Below are 23568 nucleotides of genomic sequence, written 5' to 3'. Positions count from 1 at the left end.
GGAAAGGGCGCTTTCCCGTTACCAGCCGAAGCTGACGCCGATGGTGCCGCTGGCTTCACCGCCGCCAGCCACCGAGCCACCAACCAGCACAGCACCGTTGCCACCGATGCGACGTGACAGGCCGACAGCCAATGCTCCCTCGCCACCATAAGTGCCAGCCGCTGCACTGACACGGTTGTCTGTACCTGGCGCTGCGGCAATGGCGCCTGCCATGCCGGCCATCGCCGCACCCATCGCACCGACGCGATTAATGCGCGTGTTGACCCGGTGGAACTGGTCATCCACCGATTGCTTGAAGGCGTCGAAGTTGTCTTTGGTGACAAGATTCGCGACCTTCTGGTCGGTATAGGCGTTGGCGGAGCTCAAGGCATTCGCACCGGCCTGGTCGGCGTAGGACTGGGCGGCAGTGATGGCTTGTTGCGTGGCTTCCGTCATCTGGCCAACATTCACCGCATCGGTCGCGTTGACGCCTGCTGCAACGTTGGCGATCTGACGTTCGTTGCCTGGATTACCCACAGACACCGTATTGGGACGATCCGTCGAGGAGCCATCGCCGATGGCTACCGAGTTGCTATCGCCACCCATCACAAGGTTGCCGCCGGTACCAGGGTTCGAACTACCGCTCCCGCTGCTATTGCCACCGCTAGGACTAGAGCTGCCAGTTTCGATTGAGCTGACGCGCTGATCCAGGCTGCCGATCTGACCCAATGCATTGTCCACGGCGCCATTCAACGCATTGAATGCATCGCCCGCGTTGTGATACGTAGCGCCGAGGATGGTGAAGTTAGCTTGGGAGAACATGCCGTTGGCACCCATCTTCATGCCGCCGCCGATGGCATCCGCCACGGACTCCATCTGGCCGACGTTGACGGCATCCATGGCGCCAAGACCCGCGGACACATTGCTCAATGTGGTGCCTTGCTGTCCACCGCCCAACGTGACAGTGCGCCTGTCGCTTCCCGTGTCATAGCTCACTCCATCCATCGCATTACCCGAGCTATCGAGCAGTCCAGCAGATTTCAGCTGGGCGACGTTGACGGCATCGGTATCGGCCGTACCTGCGGCAACGTTGGTGATCTGCCGTTCGGCACCCACCTTACCCACCGACACAGTGCTGTTGCGGTCGGCGATACTGCCAGCACCCAATGCAACGCTATTGAATGCATTGGCCTCGCTGTAGGCGCCCAACGCTACGCTTGCATTGCCTCTGGCCCCTGAGTTGAAGCCAATGGCCACACTATTCGCGGTAGCTGCCGTGCTTGACCCGCCCAACGCCACCGCACCGTCGGATTGTGCTTTGGCGTTGGCACCGCTAGCGACAGCCTGCACGCCGCTAGTGTGAGCATCATCGGTGCCATTGTTGGCGCCATCGGCTTTGAAGTAGCGATTAGTGCTGCCATCACCGACGGCGGCATTGAGCTGATTCACATTCACCGCATCTGTGCCTTGCGTACCGGCAGCGACGTTGGTGATCTGGCGATTGGTGGCTTTGTACACGGTGCCATCCAGCCCCGTCCAGTCGTGTGCAGCACCGACGGATACGGAGTTCGCACGATCCGCCAAGGAGCCTTGACCCAAGGCCACACTGTTATCAGCCTTAGCCCAGGCGTTTGCACCGACGGCAGTGGAATTGTCGTTAACACCCCAGGAATTGAAACCCAATGCAGTGCTTTGGTTGCCTTGCGCCCAACTCTCGGAACCGAATGCACTGCCTGACTCATTGGCTTGGGTGTTGTAGCCGACTGCGGTCGCGTAGAAACCGATCGACCGCGAAGACCTGCCGATGGCGGTGCTTAAATGGCCTGAGGCGTTAGAGCCCGTACCGAACGCTGTCGCACTGGTGCCGGAAGCAGTCGAAGCGAAACCTGCCGCAGTACTGTAGCCACCGCTGGCTTCGCTACCAGCACCGAACGCGGAAGCTGCCAGATCAGAGGCACTAGCCCCCATACCTACAGCCGTGGTTCCCTGGCTCGAAGCTTGAGCCCGTTCGCCGACAGCTGTCGCCTGCATCCCCGCAGCCAGACTCTGAACGCCGATGGCCACACCGTTTCCGCCCACATAGGACTGGTGTCCTATAGCAATACCTGCGCCATATTCGCTGACCGCCGAATTGCCGATCGCAACGCCGAAGTCTCCGAACGCCGTGCTGCCATAGCCACTTGCAACGCTGAAATCACCGATGGCGGAGGCACCACTACCGAAGGCCGATGCACCGGTGCCCTTGGCATAGCTACCCGAACCCGCAGCAGTGGCGTAGTCGCCTTGGGCAATGGCATCGTCGTTGCCGTCGCCGTTGGCCTTGAAGTACTTGTTGGAAGTACCGATCTGGCTAGCCACGTCATCGAGCTGCGACTTGTTCACTGCGTCGGTGCTTTGCGTACCGGCAGCGACGTTGGTGATCTGGCGTTCGTTGCCTTGCGAGCCAACGGAAATCGTATTGGATCGGTCGGCAACAGAGTGGGTGCCAAGTGCTACAGCGTTATCCGCCAAAGCGTGCGCCTGGTAGCCCATGGCGATGGAATAGTCGGAGTTTGCGTAGCTTGCATACCCAAGGGATAGGGCAGCATAGCCGTCTGCCGTGGCGTACGTTCCAATCGAAATGCCGTCGGCAGCCCTGTCTGTGGCCCAGGCGCTGTTGCCAATGGCAACCGAACCCGTCGCCAAAGCATGAGTCGCTGCGTCTGACCCCAGAGCTACCGAGTCGTTTCCACCCGAGGAAGCGTTCGTACCGATCGCCGTTGCATTCGCACCATAAGAGTACGCGAAATTACCAGCAGCAATACCTCCCGAGCGATCCGAGACCGCGCGGCCCAATGCCAAGCTGAAGTCACCCTGTGCGCCGCTGTAATAACCCAGGGCGGTGGCCGAATTGCCGTATGCCGTGGCTGTATAGCCAATCGCTGTGGAGCCGTTGCCCCACGCCTGGCTGCGCGAACCAAGCGCCATCGCATTGAGGTTGCCTGCATTGGCGCCTTTCCCGAGGGCAATGGCATTCACGTCTCCCGCGAACGCGTTAGTACCGAAGGCGATGCTGGACTGCGGTAACGCTTGCGCATTATTGCCTATGGCAGTTGCACTTTCCCCGCTGGCTGCTTGTGCACCTATCGCCACACTGTTGTTGCCACGGGCTTGGCTGTCCCTGCCGACGGCAACGGCAGCATTGCCTTGTGCCGTGGTGTTTTCACCGAAGGCGGCTGCGCCGGCACCATCGGCCAAGGCGTAATGACCAACGGCCGTGGCACCTGTGCCAGAAGCCGAACTAGCGGAGCCGGCGGCCGTTGTAAACGCGCCATCGAGTAGTGCGTCGTCGAACAGGAGATCGCTGCCGTTGGCCTTGAAGTACTTATTCGTAGTACCCGCCTGCGCAGCCACTTCGTCCAACTGGTTCTTGTTCACGGCGTCGGTGCCCAATGTACCGGCAGCGACGTTGGTGATTTGGCGTTCAGCGCCTTCATAGCCCACTGAAACGGTGTTTTCCCGAACGGCCTGCGAGCCGGTACCCAACGCTACCGAATTGGTTGCGGAAGCCTGCGCCAGTGCACCCAAGGCGACGCCATCGTCGACATTGGCCACGGCACTACCACCGATAGCGATTCCATTTCGCCCCAGTGCCTGCGTAGACACGAGAATCCCGCTGCCATCCGGTGGCGGCACATATTGCCCACCTATCGCGATGCTTCCATCACCTTCCGCAAAAACATGGTTGCCCACTGCGACCGATCTGAGGCCACTGCTATACGCCAGTGAGCCAACAGCTGTGCTGAAGTCGCCTGATGCGGAAGATAGCGAGCCCATCGCGGTGGTTCCATCAGCCGACGCCTCGCTGCCAACACCCATTGCGCTGCTGAAATCACCCGAAGCGACCGCATGTGCGCCAAACGCTGAAGCGAAGAAACCACTGGCCAGACTATTGGCACCCAAAGCACTAGTCTGCAAGCCGGTCGCTGTGCTGCCATAGCCACTGGCGATACTTTGCTCACCCGAGGCCTGGCTGTTCATGCCTACGGCCGTCGAGCGATTGCCGGTAGCCAGGGATTCCGCACCCAAAGCCAGTGTGCCGACATTGCGTGCTTGCGCATTGGAGCCTACTGCCGCGGCGTAAGCATCTGCGACTGCATGCGCACCCACGGCAACGCCACCCGCGCCCTTGGCGATGCTGTCGGCACCCAGGGCCATCGAATCGATAGCGGCGGCGTGGCTGTTCAGGCCAACGGCCACTGACTTATTTCCCTCGGCATAGCTGTAGCTACCGGCTGCTACAGCTTGATCGCCCTTGGCGATGGCACCGTCGAACGGATCAACCGTATCGGTGACTCCCGTGGCCTTGAAATACTTGTTGGTGGCGCTATCGCCGATAGCTGTGTTGAGCTGGTCCACGTTCACCGCGTCGGTGCCCTGCGTACCGGCAGCGACGTTGGTGATCTGACGCTCATTGCCTACCGAACCGACCGATACGGTGTTAGCGCGATCTGCGATGGAGAAAGCGCCGAGGGCCACGGCGTTCGCGGCAACGGCACCACTAGCTCTACCCAAAGTAACGCTGTCTTTTTCTAATGCCTGGGCGCCTGCACCTAAGGCAATTGAGCCATACCCCGTGGCGGCATTGGTCCGAAGCAGCTCGGTATCTGTCGCAGTGATGCCGCCAATGGCGATGGATTGCATCGCGCCGGCATAGGAAGCCGTACCGATGGCGATACCCTGCTCGGCACCATGATTTACAGTTGCGCCGAGACCCATGGCGACGGATGCGACAGCATTGTTGCCAACTGCTGCGCCCCTGCCCAGGGCAATCGAACCGTAGCCTGTTTCGGAAACGCCGGCTTGGATGTCCGCGTAGACGGGTTCGTCATTGCCGGTGCCGATCGCTACCGAATATTGCGCGCGTGCGCCAGTATCGACACCGACGGCAATGGCGTCCGAGCCATTGGTGTAGCTGTTGTGGCCCAGCGCGATGCTGTTGTTGTAGTTGGCAATAGCGCCATTGCCGAGCGCCAGGCTGAACTGGCCCACGGCAGCGCTGCGAGCACCCAACGCCACTGACGCCTCACCCCAGCTGACGGCATCAAAACCTGCCGCTAGACTGCCCGCTCCGATGCTGCTGGCCAAGCCGCCGATGGCTGTGGAGCCGTCACCGGATGCCGTGCTGAGTGCACCCAGCGCGGTCGCTGCCTGATCGGCGTCGGCCCTGGCGTGCGAACCGACAGCCGTATTACCGAAACCAAAGCTCTGCGAGCCCTGGCCTAACGCCACGCTGGCATCGCCGGCCGCAATGCTGCCTTGGCCATAAGCACTGGCACCGATACCTGCGGCTATGCTTTGTGCACCTACCGCCGTCGTGGCATTCGCCAAGGCGCGGGCCTCACCACCGACTGCAATGGTGTTATCGCCATGGGCGTTGCTGTCTTTGCCAACCGCTACACTGGCCTCGCCTTGCGCAGTCGAGTTTTCGCCCATGGCTGAGGCACCGGCACCATCGGCCAAGGCATAGTGACCGAATGCCGAGGCACCTGTACCGCTTGCCGAACTGCTAGCACCTGCCGCCGTCGTATACGCACCATCGAGCAGTGCGTCGTCGAACAGGAAATCGCTGCCATTGGCCTTGAAGTACTTATGGGTCGTACCCGCCTGCGCAGCCACTTCGTCTAATTGGTTCTTGTTCACGGCGTCGGTGCCCAATGTACCGGCAGCGACGTTGGTGATCTGGCGTTCGTTGCCCGCGCTGCCTACCGACACGCTGTTGTCTCGATCTGCCAGCGAGAAAGCGCCCAGAGCCACGGCATTGTTCGCCGCTACCGTGCTGAAGTTGCCAAGGGCCACGCCAAAATCGCCCGTGGCCCAAGCACCACTGCCCAGCGCTACGCCTTGCGCACCGGTGACCATCGTGCTGCGAATGAGCCCGTGTTGGAAATCGACGGCCGTGCCGCCGATCGCGGTGGCGTAGTTCGAGCCGGCGTAGCTCAACGTACCCATTGCGATCGAATTCTGGGCATTGTTGCCAACAGCGGCGTATGTTCCGACAGCGATGCTGTTGAAGGAGTTGTTGCCCACACTGGCCAATGAACCCAAAGCGACGGCGTCGGATGAATTTGTGCCTACGTAGTTCCATCCGCCCAGCGTACTGGCGAAGTCGCTGTTGATATTGGCCTGTTGCCCGATGGCAGTGACATAGTTACCCGACACCTGTTGAGCATTGCCGACAGCGGTGGAGTAATTGCCAGTGACGTTGTTATTGCTACCCACTGCCATGCTTTGCGTACCCACCACCGCGGTGCCGTAGCCGATGGCGGTGGACTGATCGCCGATGGCATTGGTGCCGCTGCCAAAAGCCGATGCGCCGACGCCTGTGGCATAGCTGCCTGCGCCAGCGGCCGTCGCGAATTGGCCACTGACGATGGCGTCGTCATTGCCTTGGCCCGTCGCGGCAAAGTAATGACTGGCTGCACCGATGCTTTCGCCCAGCGCATCCAGCTGGGATTTGTTCACGGCATCGGTGCCTTCTGTACCGGCGGCCACGTTGGTGATCTGACGCTCGTTACCAAGCGAACCGACCGATACCGTGTTGTCACGATCGGCGATCGAGTTCGCGCCCAAAGCCACCGTGTTGTTGCCAAACGCCGCAGAGTAAGCCCCCAGTGCCAGGCTTCCGTTAGTACCTGCGTATGCATAGGTACCCAGAGCGACACTGTCGTCACCGTCAGTCATAGCTACCGTACCGATGGCAATCGAATTGCGTCCGTAGGATTGAGCACCATCATCAAAGCTGCAGATTTGACCATCGGGACATGCGTAGAAACTGCCGAACGCTATCGAACCATCGCCATACGCGCGCGCTTGTGCACCAATCGCCGTTGACAGATCCCCCATGGCGCCTGCGTACTCACCGATAGCGACGGCCCCTCGGTTGGTGGCGAAACTTTGGGCACCCAAGGCCGTCGATTCTTCGCCGATAGCCTGGGTCTGTGCGCCGATGGCCGTCGCATTGCCACCTTGTGCCAGCGCATTAGCGCCCAAAGCACTGCTCCAGACGCCGCTTGCCTGACTATTGCTTCCGAAGGCGCTGCTGTAGAAGCCTTTTGCGATGCTGTCGCTGCCGACGGAAACACTGTGATCTCCGCTAGCGGTCGAGTTGTTGCCCGCAGCGGTGGAAGCCAGGCCGACAGCCGCCGCTCGATAACCAAAGGCAGAAGCTTCGTTTGCCCCCGCGATGCTGCCCGAACCGGCGGCGGTGGTATGCGCCCCATCCAGCAGCGCCTCATCGAACAGCCCATCGTCGCCGCTGGCCTTGAAGTATTTGTTGATGCCGCTGACCTGGCCAGCCACTTCATCGAGCTGCGATTTGTTCACGGCATCGGTGGCTTGGGTGCCGGCGGCGACGTTGGTGATCTGGCGTGTGATGGCATTGTGAGTAACCCCATAGCCATCGACCCACGAAGAAGCTGCGCCTACCGAAACCGAATTGGGGCGGTCCGCATACGAGCCCGAACCCAAGGCGACTGATCGATCTGCACCGTAGGCTACTTCGCTGCTTTCACCGATGGCTGTGCCATGGGAGGCAAAACTGAAAGCGTTGGCGCCGATCACCGTGCTCTGCGGTGCCCAACTGGCCGCGTAGCTACCTGCGCCCACGACCGTATTGCGATAGCCATTCGCACGCGCATTGGAACCTACTGCAGTGATTTCATCGACGGTGTCGGCGCTGCCCGCACCAGCACCAACTGCCGTAGCGTTGTTGCCGAGTGCCCAGGCTCCTGAACCGGCGGCGAGCGTGTTGTACCCGGTGGCCCATGCGGCGCTACCGATCGCAGTGGCTTCAAAATTGGTCGCCTTGCTGGCCCAACCGATGGCAACGTTGCCAAGACCATTGCTGGCTTGAGCGCTTTCGCCGATGGCGATGCTGCGCACACCATCGGCCTGGCTGTTCAAGCCCATGGCGATGGAGGCCCAACTCGTGGACGACGCATTTGTCCCGATAGCCATTGCGTTGTAGTAAGAGGCGTTGGCTCGATCACCGAGCGCTAATGATTGCTCACCATTCGCCGTGGCATTTGCCCCGATCGCGGTGGCTCCATCGGCGACGGCCTGACTGAAGCTGCCCAGCGCAGTGGACTGGTTGCCCATGCTGGTGCTGCCGTAGCCAACTGCTGTGCCGTAATCGTCGATGGCGTTGGCGCCGCTGCCAAAGGCAGATGAACCCTCGCCTTGAGCAAAGCTGTCAGAGCCTGCTGCGGTGGCATACTTGCCGCCGACAATGGCGTCGTCATTGCCGTCGCCATTGGCTTTGAAGTAGCGGTTGGTGCTGCCGTCACCAACCGCGGCGTTGAGTTGCTTCAGGTTTACCGCATCGGTCCCTTGTGTGCCCGCTGCCACGTTGGTGATCTGGCGTTCGTTGCCGGCGCTGCCGACGGAAACGGTGTTGTCTCGATCGGCCATCGCACCCGATCCGAGCGCGACACTGTTGATGCCTTGGGCCAGCGAATTGGCGCCTACGGCTGTTGACTGTGCAGCCAATGCCCAGGCATTTGTACCCAACGCCGTGGCTTCTTCCGCATTCGCGAAGGAGATGCTTCCCAAGGCCACGCTATTCACACCGTAAGCCCAGGCATCAGCGCCTACCGCTATGGAGCCGATAGCCCTGGCCCGGCTTTCGGCGCCCACGGCGATGCTGCCACTGCCTGATGCCGAAGCATAGGAACCCTGTGCCAGCGAGTCGGCGCCATCGGCTTGAGCGGCAAGGCCCGTCGCTACGCTACCGTTGCCACGTGCTTTGCTCAGCGTACCGGTGGCGGTGGCGAATTTGCCCAAAGCCTGGGCGTTGCTACCCACCGCAACGCTGGAGTTGCCTCTGGCGCTGCTGTTGGAACCGACGGCGGTGCTTTCTTCCGCTGCAGCATTCGCGTACACGCCCATGGCAGTGCTGTTGTTGCCTTGGGCCAAGCTGTTTGCGCCAGCTGCGGTGGCCGTTGTTCCTACGGCCTTGGCGTCGTCGCTGCCGTCTTCGTTGCCATTGGCTTTGAAGTAATGCTGTGCATCGCTGGTGCTGTCGGCAAGCGCGTCGAGCTGGCGCTTGTTGACCGCGTCGTAAGCATCGACGGCATCGTCGACGTTGGTGATTCGGCGCTTGATATCGGTACTGCCTACCGACACTGTATTGACTTGGTTGGCTGTGGAGCCGGCGCCCAGCGCGACGCTGTTGTTGGCCGTTGCGGAGCTGTCTTGCCCCAATGCCATGCTAGCCTTGCCGCGAGCCATCGCATCGTGACCCAACGCCACGCTGTCGGTGCCGCGTGCTTGTGCGGAATAACCCACTGCAGTGGCGTATTTGCCCAATGCGATGGCGTCATTGCCCAATGCGGTTGAGTATTTTCCAGTCGCGTCGGCATTTGCGCCGCAAGCAAAGGCCGTATCGGCGGCAACGGGTTCCGTGCCAATGACGAACGAACCGCTGCATACAGCTGCCTGCGCAGCGGCAGGAAGCAAAGCCATGCTAACCAGCGCGGCCAATGCGCAGCGCAGCAGCGTGTGCGCGCCGCGTGGATCGGTGCCTTTGCAGACGACGGTTTTGTTGCTAGCCAGCTCGGATGCAACGACGACGGCGCCGAGCGAGGTGCTCCAGATTTTGCTGTAGATCTTGTTCATGCCTGTCCTTTCCGTATGGATATGCCGCAAGCGCACGGGTGTGTGCTTGCGTGGGTGCGATGCGGTGTCCGGATCAGATTCACTACGCGTGCTCTCCCTGCGCGACACTGCCGGTTACGGTGTGGCTGAGTGGTCGCGTTACATGGAGCATCAATGCATGCAAGGAGGGACGTCACTCACGAAAACTCACAAAACATCACGCTTTCTCACATACGTGTGCGTTATGTCATATAGCGGTGATGGTGCGGACACGATGAATTACCTGACACCACTATCGTGTTGCACGGTTGGAATAGGTGCGTGTGTGGCTTCAGGCATGCCGTGGCCTGACAAAAAGATCGGTGTGAAGAGGTTTTTCCTACGTAATCCTCACGTAATTCGCTCTAATGGAAGTCGGCGATGACGTAGGATTTACAGGATTATGACGACAACACAGAGGAATCACCGTCGCAGGTAAACAGATAACCGCTACCGCGCACGGTGATGAGCGGTAGCGTTTCTCCGGTGTTGGCGAGCACTTTGCGGCGCAGGCGGTGAATCATCATTTCGAGGCGGTGCGGATCGAAATCGTAGACATTGCGGCTCAAGGCACGAATCAGAAGATCGCGCGATACTGGCGATCCACGCTCGGTAGCCAGGGTTGTCGTCACACATTGTTCCGACGCGGTCAGCACTACGCTCTTGCCGCGCGGCGACACCAGTCGCCAACCGCCGGCCTCCAGTCGCCAGTGGGTAGCGGTGCTGGGTTTGTGCTGGGGCTGGGGCTTGTGCGCGTGCTGTTTGGATGGAATGCGCCGAGCAAGGTTCTTCAGCGTGATAGCCAGCACGTCGAGGTCGACCGGCTTGGGGAGGTAGAAATCGGCGCCGCTCTTCAGCGCATCAAGCTGGTGCTGGCGGTCCGTGTGTCCGGTCAGTACCACAATGCCGATATCCGAGATGGTGCGCAAATGGCGTGCCACGGAAAAGCCATCTTCATCAGGCAATCCCACATCTAGCACGATCATGTCGACGTGTTGGGTAAGCATGGTCCGGTAAAGCTCCGTCGCCGTGGCGGCACCTTGCACTTGAAAGCCGTGCTCGCGCAGGGCAGGAAGCAGTATGTCCTGGCGCAGTTCGGTGTTGTCTTCGAGCACGAAGACGTGAGGGGGCGGTGTGATGGAATGGGCAGAGGGAGGGTGATTATCCGTCATCAACGCGAACTCATGCCGTGGGTAGGAATTTATCTTAGGTGGGTCGAAATAGTCCGATCAGAGGGTTATGTCTTACGGCTTTGTGGCAAAGTGCCCGCGTCAGTTACCGTTAGTCCTTTTGATGCCGTCAGCGAGGCTCGTAATGCATCGTCTTATCCTTCCTATCATCATGACCGCTTTGGCTAGTTGCTGCGCGACTGCCTTGGCCGCTACGCCCGACGATCAGTTGCCACACGGCCGCTTGCCGGCTTGGGCGGTGCCGCAGTCTTATGAGTTGGCATTCCGGGTCGATCCGGGCCAGCCCCGCTTTTCAGGCACGACAACCATCAAGGTCGACCTGAAGCAGGCTGCCGACCACCTATGGTTGGATGGTCGCGATCTGGACGTCAGCAAGGCCACAGTGACCGAGGCAAACGGAACGGTTCACGACAGCAAATACGTGGCCGTATCACCGAAGGAAGGCGTGTCGCGGATTGATTTCAGTACAACGCTGCAGCCACAGCAATTGACCTTGACGATGGCTTATACCGCACCGTTGAACCAGCAGCTTCAGGGTTTGTACAAAGTCAGCCGTGCGGGTACGCCCTACGCGATGACACAAATGGAGCCGATCAGTGCACGCTTTGCGTTTCCCAGTTTCGATGAGCCGGGCTTCAAGACACCCTACGACATCAAGCTGACGATTCCTTCAGACCTGACGGGTGTTGCCAATACTCGGCAGATCGATGAAGCGCCTGCGGACGTAGGTTGGAAAACCCTGACCTTCGAGCAGACGCGCCCACTGCCCACCTATCTGGTGGCGTTTGCGGTTGGCCCCTGGGATATCTCTCGGGGGCCGGATATTGCGCCGGACGACTACCGTATCGATGTGTTGCCCCTGCGCGGCATCGCGGCAAAGGGCGAAGCCCATCGTCTGCAGCATGTGCTGAGTGAAACGCCAAGCATTATTCACACGCTCGAAAACTACTACGGCTTTGGTTATCCCTTCGGCAAACTTGATCTGCTTGCCGCACCGGATTTCTCTGCTGGCGCCATGGAAAATCCGGGCTTGGTGACCTTTCGCGACTGGCTGTTGTTGCTAGATCCCGATTCGCCGGAGCAATACGTGCGTGGTTCGTTCAATGTTACGGCGCACGAGCTTGCACACCAGTGGACCGGTGATACGGTCACGCTGGCATGGTGGGATGATCTCTGGCTCAACGAAGCCTTTGCCACTTGGATGCAGCAAAAGGTCACCATGAAGGTGCATCCGGAATACCACGCCGACCTTGATCGCGTCATGGGTGCGGAAACGGCCATGCACAATGACAGCTTGACTACCGCACGCCAGATTCGTCAGCCGATCACTGGCAGCGGTGATATCGCGATGGCGTTCGATGGCATTACCTATCGCAAGGGTGCCGCAGTTCTCGGCATGTTTGAAGGCTATGTGGACGAAGATGTCTTCCAGAAAGGCATGCGCGCCTATATTCAGGCACACAAGTTTGGCAATGCCACGGCGGATGATTTGGTCGCTGCGATCGCCCATGCTGCCCATCAGGAGGACACATTCAAGCGCGCGTTCAACAGTTTTCTTGACCAGAACGGCGTGCCTTATGTACAGGCCAAGCTTGAGCAGCAGGACGGCAAGACCTTGCTGCAACTGAGTCAAAGCCGCTACCTGCCACTTGGCAGCAGCGGCGACGCCCATCGTCTGTGGGGCATCCCGGTTTGCGTGCGCTATGCCATCCACGCGGGGACCAAAGTGACTTGCAGCTTGCTCGACAAACAGACGGGCAGCATGGTTCTGGCCGATGCTATCCCCTCGACCTGGGTTATGCCCAATGCGGATGCGCGTGGTTATTACCGCTTCAGCCTTGACAAGGCGGGGTGGTCGGATCTCACGCAACATGTGGTTGCGTTGAGTAATGCCGAGCAGTTGGCCTATGCCGACAGCATCGATGCCGGCTTCCGCCAAGGCGAGTGGAATGCGGGTGAAGCCATGGCTGCCCTGAAACCACTAGCCAGCGTGGCTACCGCGGAAGTTGCCGTGGCGCCGCTATCGATGCTCGAATGGATCTATCGCAATGAAGCCGTCACCGATGCCCAGCGCGCAAAAATTGTCACGTGGGTGAAGGATGCCTATCTGCCACGCTTGCAGCAGCTTGGCTACCAGCGCAAGCCTGGCGAAGCCGGTTCTGACACGCTTTTGCGTAGTCAGCTTGTCGGTGCGCTTGCGCTTGTTTTCAAGGCACCTGAAGTCCGTGCGGCGATGCTCATCCAAGGTGATGCGGCGCTCGCCAGGAAGGCCGACGGTCACTTGAATCTGGAGGCGGCCAACCCTGATCTTCTGAGCGTTGCGTTGGGCGTTGCGGTACAGGAGCGTGGCAAACCCGCCGTGGACGCATTGATGGCGGAGCTTCCGCAAACCATCAGTCCCGATCTGCGCAATGCCATGCTTGCCGGCCTGAGCAAGACCACGGATGCCACTCTGGCCAACCAGGTGCGGGATTTCGCGTTGACCAAGGATGTGAAAGTCGGCGAAATGGCCATGCTTCTGCGCGGCAACCAGGACACCATGCTTGCACGTGATGGTTTGTGGCAATGGTTCACCAGGCACTACCAGCCAGTGTTGGCACGCACAGGCAGTTTTGCCAGCGGCATGCTGCCTGGGCTGGTTGGTGGTGGTAGCTGTTCGTCGGCGGAGGCCGAGCGTTTGCAGGATTATTTCGCTCCGCGCCTGAAGGATATCCCGGGAGCCAACCGCGGCCTGGCACAGACCCGTGAGCAGACCCTGCTTTGCGCGGCGCTTAAGGCTAAGCAGGACCCCGACAAAATCTGACGGCTCAGCGCATGCATCGACAAACGCCGGGCAGTGCGAACTGCCTGGTGTTTTCGTTTGGTTTACGGGTAAGCGGCTGGCGGTCTTTTCAGCACCGGATTCGGTCTAAACTGCGCCGAATACCCCGGGAGGAGAGCCGCATGCGCCGATGGATAGGGATAGTGGGTTGGTTGTGTATGGCTGCACCGTTATTCGCACAGGACGTGCCACCTGCGTTACGCGACTGGCAGGATGGGGGCCTGCACGGCAACGTGATCCAGGCGGGAGCGGACATTGCGTGATGCCTAAGGTACGGGAAGCCTTGTCGGCTGCTATACAACGGCTTGGCGATTGCGTTGATGCGGAAATCCTGCTGGCCTATGCACTCAGCAAGCCGCGTAGTTGGTTGATTGCGCATGCGGACGACATGCTTTCCGCGGAGCATGCAGTGGCCTATACCGTGCTCGTCGAGCAACGCGAGGCTGGCGAGCCGGTGGCCTATATCACCGGCCGGCGTGGATTTTGGACGTTCGATCTCGAGGTTACGCCAGCGACGTTGATACCGCGGCCTGAAACCGAGCTCTTGGTGGAGCTTGCGCTGGACCGCTTGCCTCACGATGCGGATGCCAAGGTGCTCGATCTGGGCACCGGTACAGGTGCGGTTGCGCTTGCGCTGGCGCGCGAACGGCCACGCACCCAAGTGATGGCCACCGATACCAGCACCGAGGCGCTGGCAGTGGCGCAGCGCAATGCCGAACGCCATGGCATCAAAAACGTCAGCTTCGTGCATGGTGACTGGTTTACACCATTGGGCGAGCGGTGCTTTGATCTGATCGTTTCCAATCCGCCCTATATCGAAAGTCACGATCCGCACTTGAATCAGGGTGATCTGCGCTTCGAGCCGATGAGTGCGCTCGCTTCCGGGCAAGATGGACTTAACGATATCCGCCGCATCATTCGTGATGCGGGGCGACATCTTGTGCAACAGGGTTGGCTGTTGTTTGAGCACGGTTGGAATCAGGGCGATGCCGTGCGCATGCTGCTTAGCAACGCGTCTTTCGCGAATGTTTTAACCATGCGCGATCTGGAAGAGCGCGATCGTGTCAGCGGTGGCTGTTGGTCAGTCAGCAACGATTGTGATTTGCGATAGACATCGGCGTAGACTGCAATCGCAACTGATGGAGCCCGGGTTATATCGGCGCATCCGGGCATTACTACAAAGACTAAAGTCTGCCCCGGACATTTCGCCATGAGTCATAGCCGTCGTGTCGTTGCTCGTCAGCATCCCGTGCAGCGTTATCTGTCGCACCTGATGGGTTTGTTGCTGATTCCGCTGGTTCTTCCTGTCGTTGCACCTGCTGTCATGGCGCAGACTGTGCCGGCTCCCGCAACGTCAGCCGCTACGCCGCCATCGCCTCCCTCCGCCAGCAAGCCTGCGGTCACGCTCAGCGAAGTGATGGTGACGGCGAACCGCCGTCGCGAACCGGAGCGTGAAGTGCCGATGCACGTTGATACGGTATCGGCGACATCGTTGCAGCAACTGGGCGCGAAGAACCTCAATGACTACGTTTCCTACCAGCCGGGCGTATTCTTCGCCAGTGCGGGCGGCACCGGGCAGGGCGAGCTGATCATGCGCGGCGTCTCCACCGGCAACCAGACCAGCCCGACGGTATCGGTCTACATCGACGATGTGCCGGTAGGTGGCAGCACGGTTTATGCGGCGGCGGCAACCTTCGTGTTCGATCCGGCCTTGCTGGATCTGGATCACATCGAATTCCTGTACGGACCTCAAGGCACCTTGTATGGCGCCGGTTCGATGGGCGGACTGATGAAATATGTCACGGTAAAGCCGGATACCAGTGGTGTCTACGGTAGTGTCGGTGGCGATATCTCCAATACCAATCGTGGCGGCATGAGTTATACCGAACACGCCATGTTGAACATCCCGCTGGTGAAAGATAAAGCCGCCTTGCGGGTAGCGGTGGTGGATCAACACGTCACGGGTGTGTACCAGGCAGTGGGGGAAACGCCGGCGGGTGGCGATGACCGCACCCATACCAAGGGTGCGCGCGTGCAGTTGGAGGTCGATCCTGTCGATAAGCTCACGCTCAATGTCACCGCCATGGCACAGAAAATTGCCGCCGATGGCCTGTCGATGGCCGATTACAACTTGCAAGGACAGCCTATTTCCGGTGGGCCTTACAATCGCCGGCTCAATCACCGCGAGCCGTTTACCCAGACGCTGGAGCTTTACTCTTTCCATGCCGGTTATGACTTCGATGGGGCCTCGCTGGACTGGATCACGTCCTACCAGAATTTCGTCAATCACAGCGTGCAGGATTATCCGGATTCCTTCCTGGCCTTGTTGAATGCCCTGGGGCCTGCGCTGGGCGTGGATCAGCCCTTGAACTCGCTGTATGTCGATTCGCAGTACAGCGTGCACAAAACCTCGCAGGAAATTCGTCTGACTTCACGCAAGAACGAGAACTTCGATTGGCTTGGTGGCTTCTGGTTCAACCGCGAAAACGTGTGGGAGCAGTATGTGTTGGAAGGCGAAAACAAGCTCTTGCCCGGTCAGACCAGCTTGCTCCAGCAGAACGTTAACGCGGGCTTCAAGGAGTACGCAGGCTACGGGGACATTACCTGGCATGCCAACCCCACGCTGGACCTGACCATCGGTGCGCGAGTGAGTGGCAATTCGCAGCACTTGTCCAACTTTGAGCAAGGGCCGGTGGCAGGAAGCCCGGGAGGGTTTTACGAGCACATGGTCAGCGATGACGTTACTAAGATGATCACCCTGAGCTGGCGACCCACCGACAAGGACAACTACTACATGCGCGCCTCCACCGGCTATCGTCCGGGCGGTTTGCAGGCGCCGATCGAGAGCACCCTGCTGGGGCCCAATCCGAATGCCGGGGACAGTTTCGGTTCCGATAATCTGCAAAGCTACGAGCTGGGTTACAAGAGCAGCCATCTGGATGGTCATTTGAATCTCGGCATCGATGGGTACGACATCGAATGGCACCACCTGCAGCTTTATACCTTCACGCTGGGCAACACCATCATCCAGAACGCGGGCGATGCGCGCGTGGAAGGCGTGGAGATGCAGGCCAATTATTCGCAGGGGCCTTGGCAATTCGCAGCCTCTTCCGCTTACACCGATGCTTACACCAAGAACGGTAGCTCGGAACTCGGTATCCAGCCCAATTCACCCTTGCCGTATTCGGCGAAGTGGGCCGGCACGCTGAGTGGCAAGTACAAGTTCATACTGGCTGGCACCGATGCTTATGTCGGTGCGAACTTGCGTGCTTCCTCGCACCGCAACGCGGGCTTCTCGGGTGATAGCAGTGATCCGAATTTCTATCTGCCGGGATTCATGTTTTTGGATGTCAACACGGGCATCAATCTGCGCAGCGGCGCGAATATCGATTTCTATGTACGCAACGTGCTCAACCGGCAGGTACCGATTGGCACCTTGAACGATGAGGCGGTGAACTTCCTGGCGTCGGTGGGTGGGCCGATGCTGGTACAGATATCAACGCCACGGACAGTGGGGGTGTCGTTCAACGTGCCATTCTAGAACGCGCAATCGGCAATGCGCAGGGCGATCAATGCCCTGTGCCACTTACCCGCGCCGGTGGCTTGATCGCATAAAGCAACGCGGGCAAAAACACAAACGTCGCCAGCAACACTGCCACCAGGCTCACCAGCAGCATGCCGCCCATGCTCGCCATGCCCAGGTCATGCGACAGCGCCAGTGAGCCGAATGCCGTGCCGGTGGTGAGCGCCGAGAACAGCACTGCACGTGCCGACGCTGAACTCGCGAAGCGGCGCATGCCTGCGCGCCAGTTCATCACAAAGTAGACGTTGAACGACACCCCCACGCCTAGCAGCAGCGGCAACGCAATGATGTTTGCATAGTTGATCGCCATGCCCAGCATGCGGGCGAGCAGGGCGGTGAGCAGCGCCGACATGCCGAGTGTCAGCAGCACGATGCCAGCGTCTTTCAGGCGGCGGATCACTAGCAGCAGCACGACCGCAATGGCGATGATGGCCAGCACCGCTGCTTGCTGGAACGCACGCATGATCGTGTCAGCGGAGGCAATGGTCGTCACTGCAGGACCGCCTGCGTCGGGAGCAATGCGCTGCACGGCCTCCACGAAGCGGCGCAGTTCCTGCGTGTCCTGGTCATTGACGGTAGGCGACACCTGGATACGAACCTGACCAGAAGGGCTGACCCAGTCGCGTTTGATCGATTCGGGCAGCGTTTCCAGCGTTATCGGTTTGGCATCCAGTGCATCGCGCAAACTGTCCAATTGCGCGGGAAGGAAGCGGCTTACCGCTTCGTTCATCGCCATCAGCCGGTCATCCGGTACCTTGAGCAGTTTCTGCAAGGCGGCATCGATACCGCGCAGTGGCGAATCGGTTGGCATTTCCGCATGGGCATCGACAATGGCTTCGTGCGCATCCTCGATGGAGGAGCGCAGCGCTGCGGGGGTGATGGGCGGTACCGAAGGATCGACATCCAGCGAGGGCAGCATCAGCACCTGTGCCTGGCTGAGCTGGTCGAGCGATTCTTGCTGGTGTGCCGGCACGAAGGTCGCCGCGGAGATCACGCTGGATACTTCCGGCAACTTCTCCAGCTTGGCGCTGAGCATGCGCGCCGTGGCCAGGTCGGGCACCATGATGTTGATGTTGAAGGGGTTGGTGATCGGATTGTCCGCCAGGCTGCGCAACGTGCGCATGGGCTCGGAATGCGGGTCCTGCGTGTTGAGCGGATTGGCATCGAACGGCATGCGTATGGCGGCGTACAGCCCGATGACGCCAAGCAGAGTGAAGGCGATCAGCACCGGCTTGTAGCGATGATGCAGGAACACATCCAGCTTTGGGCCAAACGGTAGCGACAGTTCCGCCGTTTGGCGTTGCGGCTTGAAGATGCTGAAGAGCGCAGGCAGCAAGCTCAGCGTGCACACCAGCGCGATGCCCATGCCGACGCCGGCGATGGTGCCAAGTTCGGCCACCCCGACGAAGCTGGTGGGCGAGAATGCGAGAAAGCCACAGGCCGTGGCGGCAGCGGCGACCGCAATCTGGCTGCCTGAAACACGCGCGCATTCGGCAATGGCCACGTTGATCTCGGCGTGCAGCATGCGCATTTCACGCATGCGTACGGCGAATTGAATGCCGAAGTCCACGGCGAGGCCGACGAACAGCACGGCAAACGCCACCGAGATCACATTCAAGGTGCCAATCGCCAGCGCTGCAAAACCAATGGTCAGCGCAAAGCCGATCAGCAAGGTGATTAGAATCGGGATGATACGACGGAACGAATGCATGGCCAGATACAGCCACAGCGCCAGCAGCAGCAAACTACCGAAGGTGCTCCACACAATGCCCTTGGTGAGTGCGCCGAATTGTACGTCGGCCAGCGCCACCGAGCCGGTGTAATCCACGCGCACGCGTCCGCTCTTCACATCGGGCAGGCTGTCGCGAATGCGTCCCATGGCCCGGGTCGAGGCCTGTCCCGGTTGCAGAGAACCTTCTTCCAGCACCGGATGGGCCAGCACCATGTTCACGTTGTCGGGCTGCTGGGTGACATCCGAGCCAAGTAGGCTTTGCCATGACAGCGGCGTGGGATGACCGTCAGCGGCGTTGTCGAGCACTTGGCGCAACTGATCCAGTGCCAATTTGTAGGGGCTCAGGTCCGCATGCTGGATGCGCACGCCTGCCGCCATCAGCGACACGCCGTTCAACAGTCCGCGTGCCGAAGGGTCGGCGGCGAGCGGACCCAGCAAAGGCTGCGCGCTCATCAGTGAATTGAGCAGCTTGGCCAGATCGTTCGGATCAGGCAGCAGCAAACCTTCAATGCGGAAGAAGGGATCGGCATCCGGTCGGCTGACGTCGATGAAGTGCTTCTTGTCCGACGCCATCGCCTTGGCCAATTGCGCGGCGGTCTCGCTGGATTCTTCTGGCGTCGCACCGCGCACCACCACCACCAACAGGTTGTTGAACTGTGGGAATTCACGATCGAAGGCCATGGCATGTTGACGCCATGGCAGGGTCTTGGCGAACAGATTGTCGGTATTGGTGTCCACGCTCAGGCGATGTGCAGCCAGCCAGATGCAAGCCCCCGCCAGGATGACGTAGAAGAGCACCACATACACGGCAAAACGCCGGCAGAATTGAACCAGACGGACGATAAGCTCAGTCACGGGCCTAACGCTCCCTTATTTGTAAATGTACGTCGCAAACATTCGGGGTTTTGCTTCCTCTCCCCTCCGGGGAGAGGATTGAGGTGAGGGGCATATCTTGCGAATGACCTGCATCGAAGCGTGCTTTGAATCATCACTTGCGCAAGATTGGCTCCTCACTCTGCTCTCTCCCGGAAGAAAGAGGGAAAAGTTCAGACTCAAGCACTCGCCTGGTTCAACGAACCAAGCTTGGGAAAACGGGCAAAAATGGCTTTACGAATGCTTGGCAAATCCAGTCCAGCCTCGCTCAGCACTTCCTCTCGACTACCGTGTTCCAGAAAAACATCCGGCAGGCCCAGATGCAGGGTCGGCAAGGTTACACCATGTGCCGCCAGACATTCGGATACGCCCGCGCCAGCACCGCCGGCCACAGCGTTGTCCTCGAGGGTGACAAAAGCACGATGATCCTTCGCCAGTTCGAGCAACAAGGTTTCATCCAGCGGCTTCACGAAACGCATGTTCACCAGCGTGGCGTCGAATTCCGCGGCGATTTCCGCAGCCGGCGCCAGCATCGCGCCAAAGCTCAGGATCGCCAGCCCGTGACCGCGACGACGCAGTTCCGCGCGGCCGATGGGCAGCTCGTCCAGTTCCAAACGAACAGCGACACCGGGGCCGGTACCGCGTGGATAACGGATCGCCGCCGGACCGCTATGACGAAAACCAGTAGTGAGCATGCTGCGGCATTCGTTCTCGTCGGCCGGCACCATGATCACCATGTTCGGCAGACAGCGCAGGAAGCTCAGGTCGAAGCTGCCCGCATGCGTGGCGCCATCTGGACCCACCACGCCAGCGCGATCGATCGCCAAGGTGACATCTAGGTTTTGCAGTGCGACATCATGGATCGCCTGATCGTAAGCGCGCTGCAGAAAAGTGGAATAAATCGCCACCACCGGCTTTGCGCCTTCGCAGGCCATGCCTGCCGCGAGCGTCATCGCATGTTGTTCGGCAATGGCGACATCGAAATAGCGTTGCGGATATGCCTGGGAAAAACGCACTAGGCCCGAGCCTTCGCGCATCGCCGGTGTGATGCCGAGCAGGCGCTCGTCCGCGGCGGCCATATCGCATAGCCAATCGCTGAAGACATCAGAGTAAGTGGGCTTCGAAGGGCCGGCTTTCTTCGCCACACCGGCGCTGGGATCAAACGGGCTAACCGCGTGATATTCGATCTGCTCCAGTTCCGCCAGTGCGTAACCTTTGCCCTTGGTGGTGATCACGTGCAGCAATTGCGGGCCGGACAGGTCTTTCACGGCGCGCAAGGCATGCAATAGTTGCGGCACATTGTGCCCATCGATGGGGCCGTTGTAATGAAAGCCCATTTCTTCGAACAGCGTGCCAGGCAGGCGCGCCATCGACTTGGGCAGGCCGCCGACGTTCTCGCTGATCGACATGCCGTTGTCGTTGAGCACCACCAGCATGTCGGCGTTGATATCGGCGGCGTGGTTGAGCGCCTCGAATGCCATGCCGGCGGTCATTGCGCCATCGCCCACCACGGTGACGAGCTTGCGCGTATCGCCCTTGCGCCTCAGCGCAATTGCCATGCCCAGCGCGGCAGAGATCGACGTGGAAGAGTGGCCGACGCCAAAGGTGTCGTACTCGCTTTCCTCGCGGCGCGGGAACGGAGCCAGGCCACCTTTTTTCTTGATGGTGGTGATGCGGTCGCGGCGACCGGTGAGGATTTTGTGCGGATAACACTGATGACCCACGTCCCAGATCAGGCGGTCGTGCGGAGTATCGAACACCGCATGCAGCGCCACGGTCAGCTCCACCACGCCCAAGCCCGACCCGAAATGACCACCAGAACTTGCGACCGCTTCGATCAGGTAACCGCGCAATTCATCGGCAACCACGCCAAGTTGGTCGTCGGGAATGCGGCGGAGATCCGCCGGCGACTCGATCGCGGACAAATGCGGGTAGCGGGAAAGGTCGATCATCAGCGTATTGTTAGCCCTGTGTTAGGACTGGGCAAGGAAAAGCCGGGACATCGCCAAGGCCCAGGTCAAGCTGCACTCAGTTTGGCGGGTGACCTTACACCAGGGCTTCGCGGCGGTGACGGGGAAGGTGGCTCACCAAAAACTCCATCTGGTCGGCCAGAATATTGCGATTGGACAGGATCAGGTGTTCCACCCAGCTTGGCCGGTAAGGTACGGCAAGCAGCGGCATGTTGGCCTCTTGCGGGGTGCGATTGGCCTTCCTCAGGTTGCAGGCCAGGCAGGCGCTGACCACGTTTTCCCAGTCATCGCGGCCACGTTTGGAGATCGGCAGCACGTGGTCGCGGGTCAGCTCACCGCGGCTGAAGCGCTCGCCGCAATACATGCACAAATAACGATCGCGCCCAAAAAGGGCGCTGTTGGTAAGGACTGGGGCGGGGTCGACCGCGTGGTCGCGGCAGTGGCCGGTACTGGCCACGATGGGGTGAAGCTCGATCTGGCTTTGCCTACCGAGGTGGCGGTTATGGCCGCCATGGACGGTCAGGCAGGGGTCGCCAAGTGTCCAGGCCACCGCTTCCCGGACGTAGAGGCAAACCGCGTCCTGCCAACTGATCCAGTCGAGGATTCGGCCGGCAGCGTCCAGCGATAACACGCGGGTCGCGTTGAGATCGGCCAGCTTTGGCACTTCCATCAGCATGCGTTTCGTCCTTCACCCAATAGCGAAAGAGCGCCCATCCATGCAACGGTGCTCAGTCTTTCCTCAGCATAAAACAAATCGATTGCAAAACGCATGCAAAATCGCTAGCGGAAAGCCTCAAGAAACAAAGGCTCAAACTGATTCACCCTGGTAACCTCGCGCTGATATAGTAATCATTCATCTATAGACCCGACGCCGGGTTTGGGAGGGGAAGCCTGGGTGGCGGCCCCGGCACGGCTGGGCAGAGAGGTAGGCAACGTGGCTGAAGTACTTTTCTACGAGCGTCCTGTACCGCTCAATCGCACCGCTCACAAGGATCTGCGCATCAAGGGATTGCAGAACCTCAAGTTTGCGCACGGGGTGCATTCCGTACCGCTGACCTGTACTGAGTTTCCCGTCACTGCCCGCGACATTCCGATCCTGTTCGCCGGCCCCGACATGGCCAACGCCGGCCCGATGGCCCTGCTCGGCCTGCGCCAGAACGAAAACCTGTTCCTGGACACCGACGGCCAGTGGGTGCAGGGCGTCTACATTCCGGCTTTCGTGCGCCGCTATCCGTTCGTGCTGGCCGAAAAGCCACCGGGCGCCGAGGGCGACGATTTCACCGTGTTCCTCGATGAAGCCTACGAAGGCTTCAACGACGAGGAAGGCGAGCGCCTGTTCCAAGAAGACGGCAGCGAAACCGATATGCTGAAAAACGCCGTAAGCTTCCTCGGCGAATTCCAGCAGCACGTGGCGCGCACCAAGCAGTTCATGGACGACCTTAAAAAGCACGACCTGCTCGAACCGCGCAACGTTCGCCTGGAGCGCAACGGCAACGTGCTCAACCTCAATGGTTTGTTCGTGGTCAATGAAGAAAAACTGCGCAAGATCGACGCGGCCATCGCGCACCAGTTCCTTGCCGACGGCACCATGGGTTGGATCTACGCGCACTTGCTGTCGTTGTCGAACATCGACCGCGTCGGCCAGCGTTTGGCCCAGCGTGAAGAAGTCGAAGCTGCCAACGTGACCAAGAACTGATCGCCTTGGTGATGATGGCGAAAAAGCCGCCCATCGGGCGGCTTTTTCG

The 23568-nt window shown here is 60.0% G+C and carries 10 protein-coding genes; 5 read left to right on the top strand and 5 right to left on the bottom strand.

Annotated features, from left to right (window positions below; genetic code table 11):
- Window positions 1-18: 18 nt before the first annotated feature.
- Together EO087_RS16650 and EO087_RS04610 are read right to left on the bottom strand one after the other, a co-directional pair.
- A complete protein-coding gene (locus EO087_RS16650) occupies window positions 19-9636 on the bottom strand; it encodes an ESPR-type extended signal peptide-containing protein (protein ID WP_128897842.1) in 9618 nt (3205 codons plus the stop codon).
- Between the two features lie 419 nt (window positions 9637-10055).
- Entirely contained in the window at window positions 10056-10826 is a 771-nt protein-coding gene (locus EO087_RS04610; protein ID WP_128897841.1) for a response regulator transcription factor, read from the bottom strand.
- 142 nt (window positions 10827-10968) lie between these two features.
- Between EO087_RS04610 and EO087_RS04605 the strand changes: the two genes are divergently transcribed.
- The 4 genes from EO087_RS04605 to EO087_RS04595 all read left to right on the top strand — a co-directional run bounded on the left by EO087_RS04605 (window position 10969) and on the right by EO087_RS04595 (window position 17206).
- Window positions 10969-13647, top strand: coding sequence for a M1 family metallopeptidase (locus EO087_RS04605; protein WP_128897840.1), 2679 nt, complete (start codon window positions 10969-10971; stop codon window positions 13645-13647).
- A 140-nt stretch (window positions 13648-13787) separates the two neighbouring features.
- Window positions 13788-13928, top strand: a complete 141-nt coding sequence (locus EO087_RS16110) for a hypothetical protein (RefSeq protein WP_164931764.1) — start codon at window positions 13788-13790, stop codon at window positions 13926-13928.
- Window positions 13928-14776, top strand: a complete 849-nt coding sequence (gene prmC / locus EO087_RS04600) for a peptide chain release factor N(5)-glutamine methyltransferase (protein WP_128897839.1) — start codon at window positions 13928-13930, stop codon at window positions 14774-14776. Before EO087_RS16110 ends, prmC begins: the two co-directional genes overlap by 1 nt.
- A 99-nt stretch (window positions 14777-14875) precedes the next feature.
- Complete coding sequence (locus EO087_RS04595; protein WP_128897838.1) at window positions 14876-17206, top strand: TonB-dependent receptor; 2331 nt, start codon at window positions 14876-14878, stop codon at window positions 17204-17206.
- Window positions 17207-17234: 28 nt separating this feature from the next.
- Here the strand turns inward: EO087_RS04595 and EO087_RS04590 are convergent, their stop codons facing one another.
- The 3 genes from EO087_RS04590 to EO087_RS04580 all read right to left on the bottom strand — a co-directional run bounded on the left by EO087_RS04590 (window position 17235) and on the right by EO087_RS04580 (window position 22499).
- Window positions 17235-19835 carry an MMPL family transporter gene (locus EO087_RS04590; protein ID WP_205744432.1) on the bottom strand — a complete coding sequence of 867 codons (2601 nt, stop codon included), beginning with the start codon at window positions 19833-19835 and terminating at the stop codon, window positions 17235-17237.
- Window positions 19836-20032: 197 nt separating this feature from the next.
- Complete coding sequence (gene dxs, locus EO087_RS04585; RefSeq protein WP_128897837.1) at window positions 20033-21805, bottom strand: 1-deoxy-D-xylulose-5-phosphate synthase; 1773 nt, start codon at window positions 21803-21805, stop codon at window positions 20033-20035.
- Window positions 21806-21899: 94 nt separating this feature from the next.
- A complete protein-coding gene (locus EO087_RS04580; RefSeq protein WP_128897836.1) occupies window positions 21900-22499 on the bottom strand; it encodes an HNH endonuclease in 600 nt (199 codons plus the stop codon).
- Between the two features lie 258 nt (window positions 22500-22757).
- Between EO087_RS04580 and EO087_RS04575 the strand changes: the two genes are divergently transcribed.
- On the top strand, window positions 22758-23519 hold the full coding sequence (locus tag EO087_RS04575; protein WP_128897835.1) for a SapC family protein: 762 nt from the start codon (window positions 22758-22760) through the stop codon (window positions 23517-23519).
- Window positions 23520-23568: the final 49 nt, after the last annotated feature.

Source organism: Dyella sp. M7H15-1 (assembly GCF_004114615.1).
In the GTDB taxonomy this organism is placed as follows: domain Bacteria; phylum Pseudomonadota; class Gammaproteobacteria; order Xanthomonadales; family Rhodanobacteraceae; genus Dyella_B.
Note: the sequence above shows the minus strand (reverse complement) of the source record. Positions and strands in the feature narration are given on the sequence as shown.